General features: G+C 75.5%; 14 protein-coding genes. 8 read left to right on the forward strand and 6 right to left on the reverse strand.

The features are described from left to right. Window positions 1-30 precede the first annotated feature (30 nt). On the reverse strand, window positions 31-1,161 hold the full coding sequence (locus MN205_RS12560; protein WP_242127733.1) for a hypothetical protein: 1,131 nt from the start codon (window positions 1,159-1,161) through the stop codon (window positions 31-33). Between the two features lie 147 nt (window positions 1,162-1,308). Between MN205_RS12560 and MN205_RS12565 the strand changes: the two genes are divergently transcribed. Further along, a complete protein-coding gene (locus tag MN205_RS12565; protein ID WP_242127735.1) occupies window positions 1,309-1,647 on the forward strand; it encodes a thiamine-binding protein in 339 nt (112 codons plus the stop codon). 21 nt (window positions 1,648-1,668) lie between these two features. Here the strand turns inward: MN205_RS12565 and MN205_RS12570 are convergent, their stop codons facing one another. Then, window positions 1,669-2,163, reverse strand: coding sequence for a DoxX family protein (locus MN205_RS12570; RefSeq protein WP_242127737.1), 495 nt, complete (start codon window positions 2,161-2,163; stop codon window positions 1,669-1,671). A gap of 311 nt (window positions 2,164-2,474) precedes the next feature. Here MN205_RS12570 and MN205_RS12575 point away from each other — a divergent pair, with 311 nt between their 5' ends. The 7 genes from MN205_RS12575 to MN205_RS12605 all read left to right on the forward strand — a co-directional run bounded on the left by MN205_RS12575 (window position 2,475) and on the right by MN205_RS12605 (window position 9,223). Then, window positions 2,475-3,155, forward strand: coding sequence for a hypothetical protein (locus tag MN205_RS12575; protein ID WP_242127739.1), 681 nt, complete (start codon window positions 2,475-2,477; stop codon window positions 3,153-3,155). Continuing rightward, window positions 3,155-4,204 (forward strand): hypothetical protein, encoded by a 1,050-nt coding sequence (locus tag MN205_RS12580; protein WP_242127740.1) that lies wholly within the window; start codon window positions 3,155-3,157, stop codon window positions 4,202-4,204. Before MN205_RS12575 ends, MN205_RS12580 begins: the two co-directional genes overlap by 1 nt. Before the next feature lie 73 nt (window positions 4,205-4,277). Next, window positions 4,278-5,240: a co-chaperone YbbN gene (locus MN205_RS12585; RefSeq protein ID WP_242127742.1), complete on the forward strand. Its 963-nt coding sequence runs from the start codon at window positions 4,278-4,280 to the stop codon at window positions 5,238-5,240. Between the two features lie 72 nt (window positions 5,241-5,312). Then, window positions 5,313-6,743, forward strand: coding sequence for a serine hydrolase (locus tag MN205_RS12590; RefSeq protein ID WP_242127744.1), 1,431 nt, complete (start codon window positions 5,313-5,315; stop codon window positions 6,741-6,743). Window positions 6,744-6,877: 134 nt separating this feature from the next. Further along, on the forward strand, window positions 6,878-7,528 hold the full coding sequence (locus tag MN205_RS12595) for an ABC transporter permease (RefSeq protein WP_242127746.1): 651 nt from the start codon (window positions 6,878-6,880) through the stop codon (window positions 7,526-7,528). Window positions 7,529-7,533: 5 nt separating this feature from the next. Beyond that, on the forward strand, window positions 7,534-8,259 hold the full coding sequence (locus MN205_RS12600; protein ID WP_242127748.1) for an ABC transporter permease: 726 nt from the start codon (window positions 7,534-7,536) through the stop codon (window positions 8,257-8,259). Window positions 8,260-8,281: 22 nt separating this feature from the next. Further along, on the forward strand, window positions 8,282-9,223 hold the full coding sequence (locus MN205_RS12605) for an ABC transporter substrate-binding protein (protein ID WP_242127750.1): 942 nt from the start codon (window positions 8,282-8,284) through the stop codon (window positions 9,221-9,223). Window positions 9,224-9,288: 65 nt separating this feature from the next. On the opposite strand, the gene glgB is transcribed toward MN205_RS12605, so the two are convergent. From glgB to MN205_RS12625, 4 genes are all read right to left on the reverse strand, one after another. Next, a complete protein-coding gene (gene glgB, locus MN205_RS12610) occupies window positions 9,289-11,478 on the reverse strand; it encodes a 1,4-alpha-glucan branching protein GlgB (RefSeq protein ID WP_242127752.1) in 2,190 nt (729 codons plus the stop codon). Between the two features lie 82 nt (window positions 11,479-11,560). Beyond that, window positions 11,561-12,973, reverse strand: a complete 1,413-nt coding sequence (locus tag MN205_RS12615; RefSeq protein WP_242127754.1) for a hypothetical protein — start codon at window positions 12,971-12,973, stop codon at window positions 11,561-11,563. Next, the gene (treS, locus tag MN205_RS12620) at window positions 12,970-14,772 is read right to left on the reverse strand and encodes a maltose alpha-D-glucosyltransferase (protein WP_374115923.1); all 1,803 of its coding nucleotides are present in this window, start codon (window positions 14,770-14,772) and stop codon (window positions 12,970-12,972) included. Before treS ends, MN205_RS12615 begins: the two co-directional genes overlap by 4 nt. Next, the gene (locus MN205_RS12625) at window positions 14,769-16,868 is read right to left on the reverse strand and encodes an alpha-1,4-glucan--maltose-1-phosphate maltosyltransferase (RefSeq protein WP_242127758.1); all 2,100 of its coding nucleotides are present in this window, start codon (window positions 16,866-16,868) and stop codon (window positions 14,769-14,771) included. Before MN205_RS12625 ends, treS begins: the two co-directional genes overlap by 4 nt. Window positions 16,869-16,883 lie beyond the last annotated feature (15 nt).

Genomic DNA, 16,883 nt, shown 5'->3' on the forward strand with positions numbered 1-16,883 from the left:
CCCGGCCGCCCGGGACCCCCCGCGCACGGCTCAGCCGACCGCGCCGGCGCGGTCCTCGCGCGGGGCGCGCTCGCTGAGGTCGACGACCTCGGCCCCCTCCTCGTGCTCGCCGGTCCCCGCCGGGGTGGTGATCACCGGCGGGGTCAGCCCGAGCAGGCCCCGCAGGTCGTCGAGGTGCTCGGTGATCTCGTCGCGCTGGTGCATCAGCTCGTCGACCTCCGACTGCGCCGAGGCGCGGCTGCGCTCGGCCTGCTCGCGCGCGGTGTCGATCATCTGCTGCGCGCGCGTGCGCGCGTCGGTCAGCAGCCCGTCGGCCTCCTGCCGGGCGGTCTCGGCGCGCAGCGCCGCCTGGGCCAGCGCCTCGGCGCGGATGGACTCGGCCGCCTCGGCGGCCTGCTGGGCGCGCTCCTCGGCCTCGGCGGCGCGCTGCTCGGCCTCGGCGATGCGGGCGGCGGTGCGGGCGGCGGCGACCTCCAGGCGCTGGCGGTCCTCCTCGGCGGCGCGCTCGCGGGCGGCGGCCAGGGCCAGCTCCTGCTCGCGCACGGCGGCCTCGGTGCCGGTGCGCAGCTCCAGCGACTCCCGCTCCGCCTGCGCGCGCAGCTCGGCGGCGTGCCGCTCGGCGGCGGCGATCGCCTCGGAGGTCTCGTGCTCGGCCTGCGCGCGCAGGTTCGCCGCGTGGCGCTCGGCGGCCGCGGTGGTCTCCGCCGCGCTGCGCCGCGCCGCCTCGACGATGCCCTCCGCCTCGGTGCGGGCGCGGGAGATGATCTCCTCCGCGTCCCGGGCGGCGCCCCCGGTGCGCCGCTGCGCGTCCTCGTCGGCGCGCGCGCGGGTCTCCAGGGCCTCCGCGCGCGCCTCCTCGCGCAGCCGGTCGGCGTCGCGGCGGGCGGAACGCAGGATCTCGCCGGACTGGTCCTCGGCCAGGCGCAGCAGCTTCTCCATGCGCGCCCCGAGCCCGGAGTAGGTGGGCTTGTCGTGCTCGCGCAGCTCCTTCTGGGCCTGGCTGAGCTCGGCGGCCACGCGCAGGGCGCGCGCGTCGCTCTCCTCCACGCGGGCCCGCGCCTCGCGCAGCGCGTCCTCGAGGTGCTGCAGCCGGGCCTCGACCTGACCGCGGTCGTAACCGCGCACGACGACGTTGAAGGCGTCGGGGGACTCGTGGGACACCGGCGGACCTCCGGGACGTGACGGGGACGGGCTGAGGGGCTGCCGCGCGGCGGTCCCCGGCGCGGCGCGGCCGCTGCCAGCAGCGTAGCCGCGCGGTGGCGCACCGTCCGGCAGGCGACGGCCGGGCGCGGCGCCTAGCGTGGACGCGTGCTGGTCGCCTTCTCCGTCTCCCCGTCCGGTGGTCCCGCGCCCGAGGGGGCGCCGGACTCGGTGAGCGCGGCGGTCGCGGACGCCGTGCTCGTCGTGCGCTCCTCGGGGCTGCCGCACCGCACCGACGCGATGTTCACCACGGTGGAGGGCTCGTGGGACGAGTGCATGGACGTCGTGCGCCGGGCCTGCGAGGCGGTCGGCCGGCACGGCCCCCGCGTCTCCCTCGTGCTCAAGGCGGACCTCCGGCCCGGTCGCGACGGGGAGCTGACGGGCAAGCTGGAGCGGCTGGAGGCCGCCGTGGAGCGCGCGCAGGGCGAGGCCGGCCGGGGGCAGTGACCCCCGCCGGCCCCGCCGGCGTCAGCCGCGCGAGCGGGGCAGGACCCGCTGCGCGGCGGCGTCCAGGGAGAAGCGGCCCGCACCGGTGAACAGCAGCGCCAGGCCGGCCGCACCGAGCAGCAGCGCGTTCTCGCCGTTGACCTGACCCTGCACCAGGAAGCCCTGCGGGGCGTGCACGAGCAGCCACACCCCCGCCATCTGCAGCACCAGCAGGCCGCCCGCCACGCGGGTGAGCAGCCCCACCAGCAGCAGCGCGCCCAGGCCCACCTCACCGAGGATCACCAGCCAGCCCGCGAGGTCGGGAGCCGGCACCCCGACCGAGGCGGCCGTCCCGGTCGCACCGGCGGGGTCGGACAGCTTGGGGACGCCGTGCACGAGCAGCAGGGCGCCGGTGACCAGGCGCAGCAGCAGCAGCCCGGCGCTGGTCGCTGCCGGGGTGCGGGCGGCGCTCGCGGCGCCGCGGGTGACGGTGGGCGCGGCCGGGGCCGCGGTCGTGGACGATCGGGCAGCGGTCATCGTGGAGGTCCTCCGCGTTCGTCGGGTGGCCCGGGCGGGCCCTGGGTCGGGCGCGGGGTGCCGCGGCCGGCCGCCGCGGTGCGACGGCCCGTGGACCGTCCGCGCGGGACCGGTCCACGGGTCCGTCACCGGTGACAACGGGACCGCCCCCGGGGGCGGTTCAGCGCTCGCGGCGTTCCCGGGCACGGCCCGCGGGTGCGTAGGGTGTCCCCCCGTACCCGGCACCCCGTCCGCGGCCGCCGTCGCCCGTGGTGGAACCGGGCCCGACGCCCACCGACCCGGGCGAGACCCCCACCACACCGGAGGACCACGTGCGACGCGCGATCGCCCGGCTGCTGCTGCTCGCCGGCGTCGGCTGCGCCGTCGCCGGTGCCCTGCTGCTGACGGTCCTGGCCCCGCCGGGCACCCTGACCGCCGGGGTGCGGCCCGCCGCCGGCTCGGTGGCCGTCGTGACCACCCCCGGGCTGCTCGAGCTGTCCGGGCCGGCCGCCACCGTCCGCGCCTCCGCCGAGGACGGCCGGGACGTGTTCGTCGGCGTCACCACCGCGCGCGACGCGCGGGCGTGGCTGGGGGAGGCCGCTCGCACCGAGGTCACCGGCGTGGCCGGTGACCTCGACGAGCCCCTCGCCCGCACCGGTGCGCAGGGTTCCGGCGCGGCCGCCGACCCCCGGGCCGCGGACGTGTGGCTCGCCTCCGCGGACGGTCCCGGCAGCGCCGAGCTGACCTGGGACACCACCTCCGACGAGGCCCTCGACGCCGCGGGCGGGGCGGTCGCCGTCGTCACCACCGACGGCACCGCCGCCGCCCCGCAGCAGGTCGAGCTGACCTGGCGCCTCACCGGCGACGCCGCCCGGCACCCCGTCGCCGTGCCCCTCGCGGCCGGTGGCGCCGTCCTGGCCGTCCTCGGCGCGGTGGGCCTGCTGCTGCACCGCCGCCGCCCCGCGCGCGGCTCGCGCCCGCCCGCCCGCCCCGCCCGGCAGGAGACCCGCTGATGCGACCGCCCCGCACCACCAGGGCCCGCGCGACGACCCCTGCGGCGGCCCGCGCGACGACCCGGGCCGCCGCGCTCGCCGCCTGCGCCGCCGTGCTGGTGCTGCCGGCGTGCGCGGAGCTGCCCGCGGTCACCGCCCCGGCGGCCGCCGCGGGGGAGCGGACGGCCCTGGTGGTCCAGCCCGCCCAGGCCGCCCGCATCGCCGAGGCGGCCACCGCCGCCCTCGGCGCCGCCGGCGACCCCGCCGCCACCGACCTGGACGCGCTCGCCGCGCGCGTCACCGGCCCCGAGCTGGACCTGCGCCGGGCCGCCGCGACCGTCGCCGCCGCCGGCGTGGCCCCGCCGGCCGCCGGGGCCGACGACCTGGACGCCATCTCCTCCGTGCTGCCGCGCCAGGACGGCTGGCCGCGCTGGTTCCTGACCGTCACGGAGCCGGGCGAGGACAGCAAGCCGTCGGTGGTCGTGCTGCGCTCGCCCTCGGCCCGCGAGCCGTACCGGGTGTGGGGCACGCCCTCGCTGCTGCCCGGCGCCAGCCTGCCCACCACCGGCGCCCCCGCCGACGGGGCCGCGGTCGTGGGGCCCGACGAGGACACCAACCTGCCGATGAGCCCGCGCGCCGTGGCGGAGCGCTACGCCGACGTGCTGCTGCACGGGGACGACAGCGAGTTCGCCGACCGGTTCACCGCCGACGCGTACCGGAGCAGCGTGGTCTCCTCCGCGCAGGAGCAGACCGGCGCGCTGGAGGCCGCCGGCGGGTCGCTGACCCAGGAGCGCGACCTGCTGGACGACTCCGTCGTGGCCGTGCGCACCCGCGACGGCGGGGCCCTCGTCGTGGCGGGGTACCGGTCCTCGGTGACGGCCCGCGGGCCGGCCGGCGGGCGGCCGGGCACCCTGCAGGACGTCGCGGCGGCCCTGGCCGGCCGCGACGGCGACGTCACCTCCGTGACCACGGTGCTGGAGGAGGTCGTCGTCTTCGCCGTCCCGCCGGGCGACGGGCAGGTCTCCGCCGTCGCCGTGCAGAGCGGGCCGGTCTCCGTCGAGGCGTCCTGAACCCCACCGCTGAACCCCGCCGGCGTCGCGGGCCGGTGCCGGCCCGCGGTGACCGCGTGAGAAGCTGATCGCCATGACTCAGCCGACTCCCCCCGGTGCGGGGCTGAACCTGCGCGGGGCGGTGGACCTCGGTGCGCTGGCGGCCCGCAACTCCCGCCGCGAGGAGGTCGCCCGCCGCGCGTCCGCCGACCCCGACTCCGCGCAGCAGGCCTCCCCGTTCGTCGTGGACGTCACCGAGGAGTCCTTCGCCGAGGTCGTCCAGCGCTCGGTGGAGTTCCCCGTCGTGCTGGACCTGTGGGCCGAGGGGTACGACACCGGCTCGGAGGTCCTCGCGCAGCTGGCCGGCGAGTTCGCCGGGCGGTTCCTGCTGGGCCGCATCGACGTGCAGGCCGAGCCCGCGCTGGCGCAGTCGCTGCTGCAGTCGCTGCAGGCGCGCTCGGTGCCGCTGGTCGCCGCGATCGTCAAGGGCCAGCCGCTGCCGCTGTTCACCGGCGCCTACCCCCCGGCGGAGGAGGCCCGCCCGCTGCTCGAGGAGGTCCTGCGCGTCGCCGAGGCCAACGGCGTGACCGGCCGCGTGGCCGGTGAGGCGCCCGCCGAGACCCCCGAGCCCGAGCAGCCCTCGCTGCCCCCGCTGCACGCCGAGGCGCAGGCCGCGGCCGAGGCGGGCGACTACGACGCCGCCGCGGCCGCCTGGCGGAAGGTGCTGGCGAGCGACCCGCGCGACGCGGCGGCCACCGAGGGCCTGGCGCGCGTCGAGGTCCTGCGCCGGCTGAGCGGGGTGGACGCCGGTGCGGCCCGGGCCGCCGCGGCCGACGCCCCCGACGACGTCACCGCGCAGATCGTCGTGGCCGACCTCGACCTCGTCGGCGGCCACGTGGAGGACGCCTTCGAGCGGTTGCTGCGCATCGTGCGGCGCGCCGCGGGCGAGGACCGGGACGCGGCCCGCGCCCACCTGTTGGAGCTGTTCACGGTCGTCGGCGCGGGTGACCCCCGCGTGGCGACAGCGCGCACGGCGCTCTCGCGCGCGCTGTTCTGATCCCCGCCCGCCTCGCGGGAGCGCCCGCCGCGTTCCCGCGGGGCGCCCCCGGCGCCGCCTAGGATCACGCGGGTGAGCACCGACGCGACCACCGCGACCGGCACCGGCGGCGAGCTGCCCCGCAGCGCCCCCTCCGCCCTCGGCGTCGACGCCCGCGGCGTGGCGGCCTTCCTCGACGCGGTCGAGGCCGCCGACGGTGTCGAGCTGCACTCCCTGGCCGTGCTGCGCAGCGGGGCGGTGGTCGCGGAGGGCTGGTGGGAGCCGTACGCCCCGGACCGGCTGCACCTGCTGTACTCGGTGAGCAAGAGCTTCACCGCCACCGCGCTCGGCCTGGCGGTGGCCGAGGGGTTGGTGGACCTGGACTCCACCGTCCTGTCGCACTTCCCCGAGCTCGACGCCGACGTGACCGACGAGCGCTCCCGCTCGATCACGCTGCGGCACGTGGCCGCCATGGCCAGCGGCCACCGCGGCGAGACGATCGGGGCGGCGAGCGCCGACCCCACCGGCGACGTGGTGCGCGGTTTCCTGCGCCTGCCGCCGGAGGGCGAGCCGGGCACGGTCTTCGCCTACAACCAGCCGTGCACGTTCGCGATCGCCGCCGTCGTGCAGCGGGCCACGGGCGGCACCCTCACGCGGTACCTGCGCCCGCGCGTGCTGGACCCGCTGGGCATCGGCGAGACCGCCTGGCTCACCGACGCGCACGGTCGCGAGGTCGGCTTCTCCGGGTTGCACGCCACCACGGACGCGCTGGCGAAGCTGGGGCAGCTGCACCTGGGCCGGGGGCGCTGGGGCGAGGAGCAGCTGCTGCCCGCGGAGTGGGTCGACGAGGTCGGCCGCTCCCACGTGGACACCTGCGCGGCCCACCCGGACCCGGACTGGCAGCTCGGGTACGGGTACCAGTTCTGGCCCTCCCGGCACGGCTACCGCGCCGACGGGGCCTACGGGCAGTTCGCCCTCGTGCTGCCCGAGCAGGACGCCGTCGTGGCGATCACCGGCCAGACGGTGCCCACGCAGGTGCTGCTGGAGGCGGTCTGGGAGCACCTGGTGCCCGCCCTGTCCGGTCCGCCGCTGCCCCCGGACGCCGCCGCGCACGACGCCGCGCTCGCCGCCCGCCTGCGCGGGCTGCGCCTGGACGTGCCGCCGTCCTCGGGGCCGGTGCGCGAGCCTGAGCCGGCGCTGCTCACCGCCGCCCCCAGCAGCGCCCCGGCCACGCTGGCGCGGGTCCGCCTGGAGCGCGCCGCGGCCGGCTGGTCGCTCGTCCTGGAGGACGGTGAGGACCGGCTGGCCGCCGCGCTGGGCGACGGCTGGAGGACCACGGGCGCCCTGGCGACGAGCTGGGCGTGGACGGGGCCGCGCTCGCTGCGCGTGGACGTGGTGTTCGTGGAGACCCCGCACCGCCTGGTGCTGGAGCTGGACGTGGCCGCGGGCACCTTCCGCGGCACCTGGCGCACCGAGCCGCTGCACGCGCCCCCGCTGGCGCGGATGCGCGCACCCCGCCCCTGAACGGCTCCCCGGCCGGCCCCCGGGCGCCGTCCCGGGCCGCTACCCGCGCGGAACACGCCCCCCGGTTCGCGGAGCCGGCCGCCGGGTGCTGAACTGTGGGGCCGTCCCCGTCCCGGTCCAACCACGGAGCCGCAGTGATCGACTACCTGCGGGGCAGTTCCGGCGTCGTCCTCGACGCCCTCGCCCAGCACGTCCTCCTGGCCGTCGTGCCGCTCCTGATCGGCGTGCTGCTGGCGCTGCCGGTGGGCTACCTGGGGGTGCGCTTCCCCCGCCTGTACCAGCCGCTGATGGGGCTGTCGGGGATCGTGTACTCCATCCCGTCCCTGGCGGTGTTCGTGACGCTGCCGTACCTGCTGGGCACCCGCATCCTGTCCCCGGTGAACATCGTGGTGGCGCTGGCCGTCTACACGCTGGCGCTGATGGCCCGCACGGTCGCCGACGGGCTGCGCTCGGTGGACCCGGCGCTGGCGGAGGCGGCGACCGCCATGGGGTACCGGCGCACGCGGCGGCTGCTGGAGGTGGAGCTGCCGCTGGCGCTGCCCGTGGTGCTGGCCGGCGCGCGGGTGGCGGCGGTCTCCAACATCAGCCTGGTCAGCGTCGGGGCGCTCATCGGGGTCGGTGGGCTGGGGGAGCTGTTCACCCGCGGGTTCCAGCTCGACTACGCCGCGCCGATCGTCACCGGGATCGTGCTGACGCTGCTGCTCGCCGCGGTCGCCGACCTGCTGCTGGTGCTGCTGCAGCGCTGGGCGACGCCGTGGACCCGCCTCGCCGGACGGAAGGGCTGAGCGCCGTGGAGAACACCCCGTACCTGCTGGACCCGGCGAACTGGAGCGGGCCGGGTTCCATCCCGCAGCTGGTGCTGGCGCACCTGGGGTACACCGGCCTGGCCCTGCTGGCCGGTGTCCTCATCGCCTTCCCGCTGGGCCTGTTCATCGGCCACACCGGCCGCGGCTCCCTCCTGGCGATCAACGCGGGCAACGCCGGGCGGGCCCTGCCGACGCTGGGCCTGCTCATGCTGCTGGTGACGCTCATGGGCCTGAACGTGCTGCCGGTCCTCATCGCCCTGGTGGTCCTCGTCGTCCCGCCGATCCTCACCTCCACCTACGCCGGGTTGCGCTCGGTGGACCGCGCCGCCGTGGACGCCGCGCGGGGCATGGGCATGCGCCCGCTGCAGGTGCTGTTCGGCGTGGAGGTGCCGATGGCGCTGCCCGTGCTGTTCAGCGGGTTGCGCGCGGCGACGCTGCAGGTGGTGGCCACCGCGACGGTCGCCGCCGCGGTGGGGCTGGGCGGCCTGGGGCGCCTGCTGATCGACGGCCTGGCCGTCAACGACTACGGTCGCGTGGCCGCCGGCGCGGTCGTGGTCGCCGTGCTGGCGATCGTCCTGGACCTGCTGCTCGCCGTGGCGCAGCGGTCCGTCGTCTCCCGGGGGCTCACCGGCCGCCGCCCGCGCCGCGCCCGCGGCGGGCGCCGCCCGCCCACCCCGGCCCAGTCCCGCCTCGACGCCGACCTGGCGTGAGGACCGACGGAAGGATCCACCCGTGAAGCGCAGGACCCTGCTGACGACCGCCCTGGCCGCGAGCACCGCACTCGGCCTGGCCGCCTGCGGGGCGGGGGAGGACCCGCTGGCCGCGGACCCCGGCACCGGGCAGACCGCGACGTCCGCGCTGGTGATCGGCTCGGCGAACTTCCCCGAGAACGAGCTGCTGGCGGAGATGTACGCGCAGGTGCTGGAGGAGTCCGGCGTCGAGGTCGACCGGAACTTCGGCATCGGCTCCCGCGAGATCTACCTGCGCGCCCTCCAGGACGGCTCGATCCACCTCATCCCCGAGTACAACGGCGCCCTGCTCGCGGCGGTCTCCGAGGGCGGCGTCCCCGAGGACGTCAGCACCCCCGAGGAGGTGTACGAGGCGCTGCAGGACGCGCTGCCGGACGGCTTGACGGTGCTGGAGCAGGCCGAGGCCCAGAACAAGGACAGCCTGACGGTCACCCGGGCCACCGCCGAGCAGTACGGCCTGACGAGCATCGCGGACCTCGCACCGGTGGCGGGGCAGCTCACGGCCGGCGGTGCGCCGGAGTTCGCCGAGCGGTACCAGGGCCTGGTGGGGCTGGAGGAGGTCTACGGCGTGGAGTTCGCCGGCTACCGCTCGCTGGACGTCGGCGGCCCGCTGACGGTCCAGGCGCTGCTGGACGGCGACGTCCAGGTCGCCAACCTCTTCACCACCGACTCCTCGATCGAGACCAACGACCTCGTCGTGCTGGAGGACCCGGAGGACCTGTTCCTGGCCGAGAACGTCGTGCCGCTGATCAGCGCGGCGAGGAGCGACAGCCGCATCGCCGACGCGCTGAACGCCTTCTCGGAGACCCTGACGACCGAGAAGCTCACGGAGTACCTGGCGCGGGTGCAGGTCGGCAAGGAGCCCGTCTCGGAGGTGGTGGGCGACTACCTGGAGGCGAACCCGGTGGAGCCCGCCGAGAGCTGACCCGCTCCCGCCCGCGTGCGACGACGGCGGCCGGTCACCCNGGCCGCCGTCGTGGGTGCTGCGGGTCAGTCCTCCGGCACCAGCCAGATCGCGCCCAGCGGCGGCACGCGCAGCGCCGCGGACTGCGGCTGGCCGTTCCACGCCGGGCCGTCGGCGACGATCGTGCCGTCGTTCACCACGCCCGAGCCGGCGAAGCGCTCGGCGTCGGTGTTCAGGAGCTCCTTCCAGCGGCCCGGCCGCGGCAGGCCGACGCGGAAGTCCTCGTACGGGCTGGCCGAGAAGTTCACCACGACGGCCAGCTGCCTGCCGTCGGTGGCCCGGCGCACGTACGAGACGAGGTTGCGCTGGTTGTCACCGCCGTCGATCCACTCGAACCCCTCGGGCGAGAAGTCCTGGGACCACAGCTCCGGGTGCGCCTTGTACAGGGCGTTGAGCTCCGCGACCAGGTCGTGCAGGCCCTTGTGCCAGGGGGTGTCCAGCAGCCACCAGTCCAGCGAGCGGCCCTCGGACCACTCGGCCTCCTGACCCAGCTCCGCACCCATGAACAGCAGCTGCTTGCCGGGGTGGGACCACATGTACGCCAGGTAGGCGCGCACGTTCGCCAGCTGCTGCCAGCGGTCGCCGGGCATCTTGCGCAGCAGCGAGCCCTTGCCGTGCACCACCTCGTCGTGGGAGATGGGCAGGCAGAACTGCTCGCTGAACGCGTAGACGAGGCTGAACGTCAGCTCGCCGTGGTGGTACTGGCGGTAGACCGGGTCCTGGGACACGTACTGCAGCGAGTCGTGCATCCAGCCCATGTTCCACTTCAGGCCGAAGCCGAGGCCGCCGCCGCTGGTGGGGGCGGTGACGCCGGGGAACGCCGTGGACTCCTCGGCGATCATCATGATGCCGGGGGTGCGCTTGTAGGCGGTGGCGTTGGCCTCCTGCAGGAAGCTGATGGCCTCCAGGTTCTCCCGGCCGCCGTACTGGTTGGGCAGCCACTGGCCCTCCTCGCGGGAGTAGTCCAGGTAGAGCATCGAGGCGACCGCGTCGACGCGCAGGCCGTCGGCGTGGAACTCCTCCAGCCAGTACAGGCCCGAGGCGACGAGGAAGTTGCGCACCTCGCTGCGCCCGAAGTCGAAGACGTACGTGCCCCAGTCCATCTGCTCGCCGCGGCGCGGGTCGGGGTGCTCGTAGAGCGGCGTCCCGTCGAAGCGGGCCAGGGCGAACTCGTCCTTGGGGAAGTGCCCGGGGACCCAGTCGATGATGACGCCGATGCCGGCCTGGTGGAGGCGGTCGATGAGGTGCCGCAGCTCGTCGGGCGAACCCCACCGCGAGGTGGGCGCGAAGTACGACGTCACCTGGTAGCCCCAGGAGCCGCCGAACGGGTGCTCCATGACGGGCAGGAACTCCACGTGGGTGAAGCCGGCCTCGCTGACGTAGGAGACCAGCTCCTCCGCCAGCTCGCGGTAGCCGAGCCCCTGGCGCCAGGAGCCCAGGTGCACCTCGTAGACGGACACCGGCCCGGAGTGCGGGTCGGTCGCCGCGCGCTTCGCCAGCCAGTCGGCGTCGCCCCACTCGTAGGCGGACTCCGCCACGACGGACGCGGTCGCCGGCGCCACCTCGGTGGCCTGGGCCATCGGGTCGGCCTTCTGCCGCCAGTGCCCGTCCGGGCCGAGGATCTCGAACTTGTAGCGGCTGCCGGCGCCCACGCCGGGCACGAACAGCTCCCACACGCCGGACGAACCCAGCGAGCGCATCGCGTGCGCGCGCCCGTCCCAGTGGTTGTGGTCGCCCACGACGCGCACGGCCTGCGCGTTCGGGGCCCACACGGCGAACGCGGTGCCGTCCACACGGCCCCGGGGGCCGTCCCAGTGCCGCACGTGCGCGCCCAGGACGTCCCACAGCTGCTCGTGGCGGCCCTCGCCGATGAGGTGCAGGTCGACCTGGCCGACGGTGGGCAGGAACCGGTAGGGGTCGTCGACGACGTGCGGCTCGCCGTCGGGGTAGGTCACCTCCAGGCGGTAGTCGCCGACGGACCCACCGGGGTGGACCCCGGCCCACACGCCGTCGTGCTCGTGGACCAGGCCGACGCGGCCGCCGTCCTCGGTGAGCACGGTGACGGCGGAGGCGAACGGCTTCAGGGCGCGGTAGGTCACGGCACCGTCGTGCGGGTGCGCGCCCAGCACGGAGTGCGGCGACCAGTGGGACCCGGTGGCGACCTTGGCCAGGTCGTCCGCGTCCACGGGGCGGGGGGTGGCGGCTTCGCTCGACATGGGCTCCAGTCTCCGGTCGGCAGGGCCCGCCCGCGCGTCGGAACGGACCGGGGTTCTCGGTCGGTCGGTCAGGCCGTGGTGGTCACGACGTCAGGCGTCGCACGGCGCCCATCGGGATGCCTACCCAGTCCGGCCGGTTGCGGACCTCGTAGACGACCTCGTACAGGGCCTTGTCCAGTTCGAGGGCCGCCAGCAGGGTCGCGGCTGCCGAGCCGGGTTCGCGCGGGTCCACACCGGTGCCCGCGGCGTACGCGGCGAGGAAGGCCTCGCGGCAGGCGGCGGCCCAGCGGCCGGCGGCCTCCTCGCCCACCCGGCCGGCGCCGCTGGAGGCGGCGTAGTCGAAGGAGCGCAGCATCCCGGCCACGTCGCGCAGCGCGAGGTCGGGCACGCTGCGCTCGGCCAGCGGTCGCAGCGGTTCGCCCTCGAAGTCCAGCAGCACCCAGCCGCGCTGCTCGGAGCGCAGCACCTGCCCCAGGTGGTAGTCGCCGTGCACGCGCTGCAGGTCCGGCGCACCGCTGACGTGCCGCACGGCGTCGACGCGGGCGGTGGCCGCCTCCGCCACCTCGTGCAGCTCCGGGACCGCGGTGCAGGCCCACGCCACCCGGGCGGCCAGGCCGTCGGCGAACGCGGCGAGGCGCTCGGGCGTGGCGGGCTCGGTGGCCAGCTCCCGGGCCAGGACGGCGTGCACCTCGGCCGTGGCCGCACCCAGCTCGCCCGCCTCGGCGCTGAAGTCGCGCCCCTGCTCCACCGCGGCGGTGGCGACCCGCCAGGCGTCCTGCGAGCCGGCGAGGAACTCCGTCAGGTGCGCGAGGTGGCCGTGCGCGACGCGCCCGTCCGGGGCGGTCCACTGCCCGTCGACCCAGCCCGCGGGGCGGGGCACGCGCTCGCAACCGGCCGCGGCCAGGGCGGTCTGCACGACGACGTCGGGGTTGTCGCCGGCGCTGAGGACGCGGAACACCTTCGCGATGAGCGGTGCCGCGTCCGAACCGGGCGGCGGGGTGACGACGATGGAGGTGTTCGACTGCTCGCCGCCGAGCACCTTCGTGCTCGCGCCGGTGGGTACCGGCAGGCCGCCGTCGGCGCTCGTGCCGTGCACGCCGAAGGCCGCCGACCCGGCGCCCTCCTCGGCGGCGACGAGGGTCAGCAGGGCGCGGGTGAAGGTGGGGTCGTGGGGGCCGTCGTACACCCAGGCCTCCGCCCCGTCGACGTCCGGCAGGTGCCCCACCAGCGCGCCGGCGAGGTCGTCGTCGGGGGCCGGCCGCACCGTCAGCGGCACCGCGTAGACGGTGCTGGTCGCCTCCTCGCCCGCGCCGGTGCGCACGGTCAGGGCCACGAGCTGCGCCACGCCGCCCTCGTCCAGGGGGGTGCGCTCCAGGCGCTGCAGGTGCACCGAGGCGCCCTTGTGGGCGAACCACCGCTGGTGCGGCGCCCACTGCAGCAGCAGCTCGGCGAGGGCCGCGTCCGAGGCCGGGTCCGTGGTGGTGGGGCCGGTCACGAGCCACCTCCGAGCTTCAGCCAGTAGAAACCTCGCGGGCCGACGGTGACGGTCAGGCCTCCCTCGGCGTCCACGTCGGGGAAGGCGGCGCCGCCGAAGAGGTCCCGCACGCCCGCGCCCGCCTGACCGGGCATCCGCAGCACCGCCGACTGCGCGTGGTCGGAGAGGTTGTTGACGCACAGCACCGTCTCGCCCTCCTGCTCCTGGGTGGGCTCCAGCACGCGCAGGTACGCCAGCACGGAGTCGTTGCTGCAGTACCCCTCGTCGGGGCGCACCTGCGCGGCGCCGACGGCGGCCTCCAGCGAGGCGTCCGCGGGGCTGAGGCCCTCCTCGGTGCTCTCCGGGTGGCGCGGGGTCAGCGGCACGTAGCGCCCCAGCCCGAAGGCGGGGTGCGCCCGGCGCACGGCGAGGACGTGGCGCACCCAGTGCAGCAGGGAGCTGGACGTCGCCAGCTGCGCCTCCACGTTGACCGCCTGGTAGTTGTAGACCAGCGACTGGATGGTCGGCAGGTACAGCTTGCCGGGGTCGGCGGAGGAGAAGCCGGCGTTGCGGTCCGGGGTCCACTGCATCGGCGTGCGCACCGCGTCGCGGTCGTCGAGCCAGATGTTGTCGCCCATGCCGATCTCGTCGCCGTAGTACAGGCACGGGCTGCCCGGCAGCGACAGCACCATCGCGTGGATGAGCTCGATCTCGGGTCGGGAGTTGTCCAGCAGCGGCGCGAGGCGCCGGCGGATGCCGATGTTGGCGCGCATGCGCGGGTCGGGCGCGTACCAGCCGTACATGGCGGCGCGCTCCTCGGTGGTGACCATCTCCAGCGTCAGTTCGTCGTGGTTGCGCAGGAACGTGCCCCACTGGCCGCTGGAGACGGGGATCTCCGGCGTCGCCGAGAGGATGTCGATGATCGGCGTGGCCTTGCCCTCGCGCATCGCGTAGTACAGCCGCGGCATGACGGGGAAGTGGAAGCACATGTGGCACTCCGGCTCCTCCTCGGTGCCGAAGTACTCCACCACGTCGAACGGCCACTGGTTGGCCTCGGCGAGCAGCACCCGGCCGGGGTACTCGTCGTCGACCATCTTCCGCAGCCGCTTGAGGAACTGGTGGGTGGCGGGCAGGTTCTCGCCGTTGGTCCCCTCCTCCTCGTAGAGGTAGGGGACGGCGTCGAGGCGGAAGCCGTCGATGCCCATGTCCATCCAGAAGCGGACGGTGTCGAACATCGCCTCCTCGACGGCCGGGTTCTCGAAGTTGAGGTCCGGCTGGTGGCTGAAGAAGCGGTGCCAGAAGTACTGCCGGCGCACCGGGTCGAACGTCCAGTTCGACGTCTCGGTGTCGACGAAGATGATGCGTGCGTCGGCGTACTTCTCGTCGGTGTCGCTCCAGACGTAGAAGTCGCCGTACGGGCCGTCGGGGTCGGAGCGGCTGGCCTGGAACCACGGGTGCTGGTCGCTGGTGTGGTTCATCACCAGGTCGATGATGATGCGGATGCCGCGCTGGTGGGCCTCCTGCACGAGGCGCTGGAAGTCCGGCAGGGTGCCGAACTCGGGCAGCACCGCGTTGTAGTCGGCGATGTCGTACCCGCCGTCGCGCAGCGGGGACGCGAAGAACGGCGGCAGCCACAGGCAGTCGACGCCGAGCCACTGGAGGTAGTCGAGGCGGTCGGTCAGGCCGGAGAAGTCCCCGGTGCCAGAGCCGTTGGAGTCGGAGAACGCGCGGACCAGGGCCTCGTAGAAGACGGCGGTCTTGTACCACTGCGGGTCGTTCTTCAGGCCGGGGCCGGCGATGTGGAGGTTCTCCAAGGTCATCCTCCCGCCCCGTGCGGCAGCACGTGGAAGACGTGCGCGGGCTCGACGTACGGGTCCAGTCGCACGTAGTCGTGCTCGCCCCACTCGTGCACCGCGCCGGTCAGCTCGTCGCGCACGGTGAACCGCTCCCACCACTGCCGGCCCAGCGCGCCCATGTCCAGGTGCACGGTGGTCTCGCGGGTGGCGTGCGGGTCGAGGTTGACGACCACGATCACGAGGTCCTCGGTCCCGTCGGGTGCCACCCGGCGGCGGGAGAACGCCAGGACGTTCTCGTCGTCGCAGGGGTGGAACGCCGTGCCGCGCAGCTCCTGCAGCGCGGGGTGCGCCCGGCGCACCTCGTTCAGGCGCTTCAGGTACGGCGCCAGGCTCCAGCCCTCGCGCTCCGCGCGCTCCCAGTCGCGGGGACGGAACTGGTACTTCTCGTTGTCCAGCTGCTCCTCGGCGCCGGGGCGCGCGGCGTGCTCGACGAGCTCGTAGCCGGAGTAGATGCCCCACGACGGGCTCAGCAGCGCGGCCAGCACGGCGCGCAGCTTGAACACCGGCGGGCCGCCGTACTGCATGGTGGGGGTGAGGATGTCGTGCGTCGTGGGCCAGAAGCTGGGCCGCATGTAGTGCGCCGACTCCGTGGTGAGCTGCTCCAGGTACTCGCGGATCTCCCAGCCGGCGTTGCGCCACGCGAAGTAGGAGTACGACTGCTGGAAGCCCACCTTGGCCAGGGTGTGCATCATCGCCGGGCGGGTGAACGCCTCCGAGAGCCACACCACCTCGGGGTGCTCGCGGCGCACCTCGCCGATGAGCCACTCCCAGAACTCGACCGGCTTGGTGTGCGGGTTGTCCACGCGGAAGCACGTCACGCCGTGCTCGATCCACACGTCCACCACGCGCTTGACCTCGGCGTAGATGCCCTCGGGGTCGTTGTCGAAGTTCAGCGGGTAGATGTCCTGGTACTTCTTCGGCGGGTTCTCCGCGTAGGCGATCGTGCCGTCGGCGCGCGTGGTGAACCACTCCGGGTGCTCGGTGACCCACGGGTGGTCCGGTGCGCACTGCAGCGCCAGGTCCAGCGCCACCTCCAGGCCCAGCTCCCTGGCCCGGGCCACGAAGAAGTCGAAGTCCTCGAAGGTGCCCAGCTCCGGGTGGATGGCGTCGTGACCGCCCTCGGCGGCGCCGATCGCGTACGGCGAGCCGGGGTCCAGCGGGCCGGCGTTCAGCGAGTTGTTCGGGCCCTTGCGGTTGGTGCGCCCGATGGGGTGGATCGGGGTGAGGTACGCGATGTCGAAGCCCATGTCGGCGATCGCGGGCAGCCGCTCTGCCGCCGTGCGGAAGGTGCCGGAGACCCACCGGCCGGCGGCCTCGTCGAAGTACGCGCCCTCCGACCGGGGGAAGAACTCGTACCAGCTGCTGAACGCGGCCAGCCGTCGCTCCACCACCAGCGGGTGGGTGGGGGAGGGGGAGACCATCTCGCGCAGCGGCAGCCGGTCCAGGGCGGCGCGCACGCCGTCGGACGTCCCGGCGGCCAGCCGCTCGCCGTCCCCCAGGGAGGTGTCGCGCAGCCGGCCGGCGGCGTCGCGCAGCACCTGCGCGCCCTCGCGGTCGCGGCCCGGCAGGTCCGCGGCGCGCTCCAGCAGCCGGGCGCCCTCCTCCAGCATGAGCGCCACGTCCACCCCGGCGCCGACCTTGATGGTCGCGTCGTGGTCCCAGGTGCCGTACGGGTCGGACCAGCCGTCCACCCGCACCCCCCAGTCGCCCTCGCCGTCCGGCACGAGCACGGCGGCGTAGCGGTCGGTGCCGGCGTTCGTCAGGGTCATGCGCGCGCTGGGGCCGTCGGTGCCGTCCGGGCGCACCAGCACGGCCGTGGCGGCGACCGCGTCGTGGCCCTCGCGGAACACGGTGGCCGTGATCGGCACGAGTTCCCCGACCACCGCCTTGGAGGGCCAGCGCCCCGCGTCCACCGCGGGGGCGACGTCGAGGACGGGGATGCGCCCGACCACCGGCCGGGTGCTGCTCCCGGCCGGCACGCCGCCCGCCGAGGGGGTGTCCGGGCGTCGCGCCGTGGTGGCGGCGGTCCCGCGCGTCGTCGGCTGCTCCTTCGTCGTCACGTGCGGCAACCTACC

The sequence above is a fragment of the Kineococcus sp. TRM81007 genome, assembly GCF_022669155.1.
Classification (GTDB): Bacteria; Actinomycetota; Actinomycetes; order Actinomycetales; family Kineococcaceae; genus Kineococcus.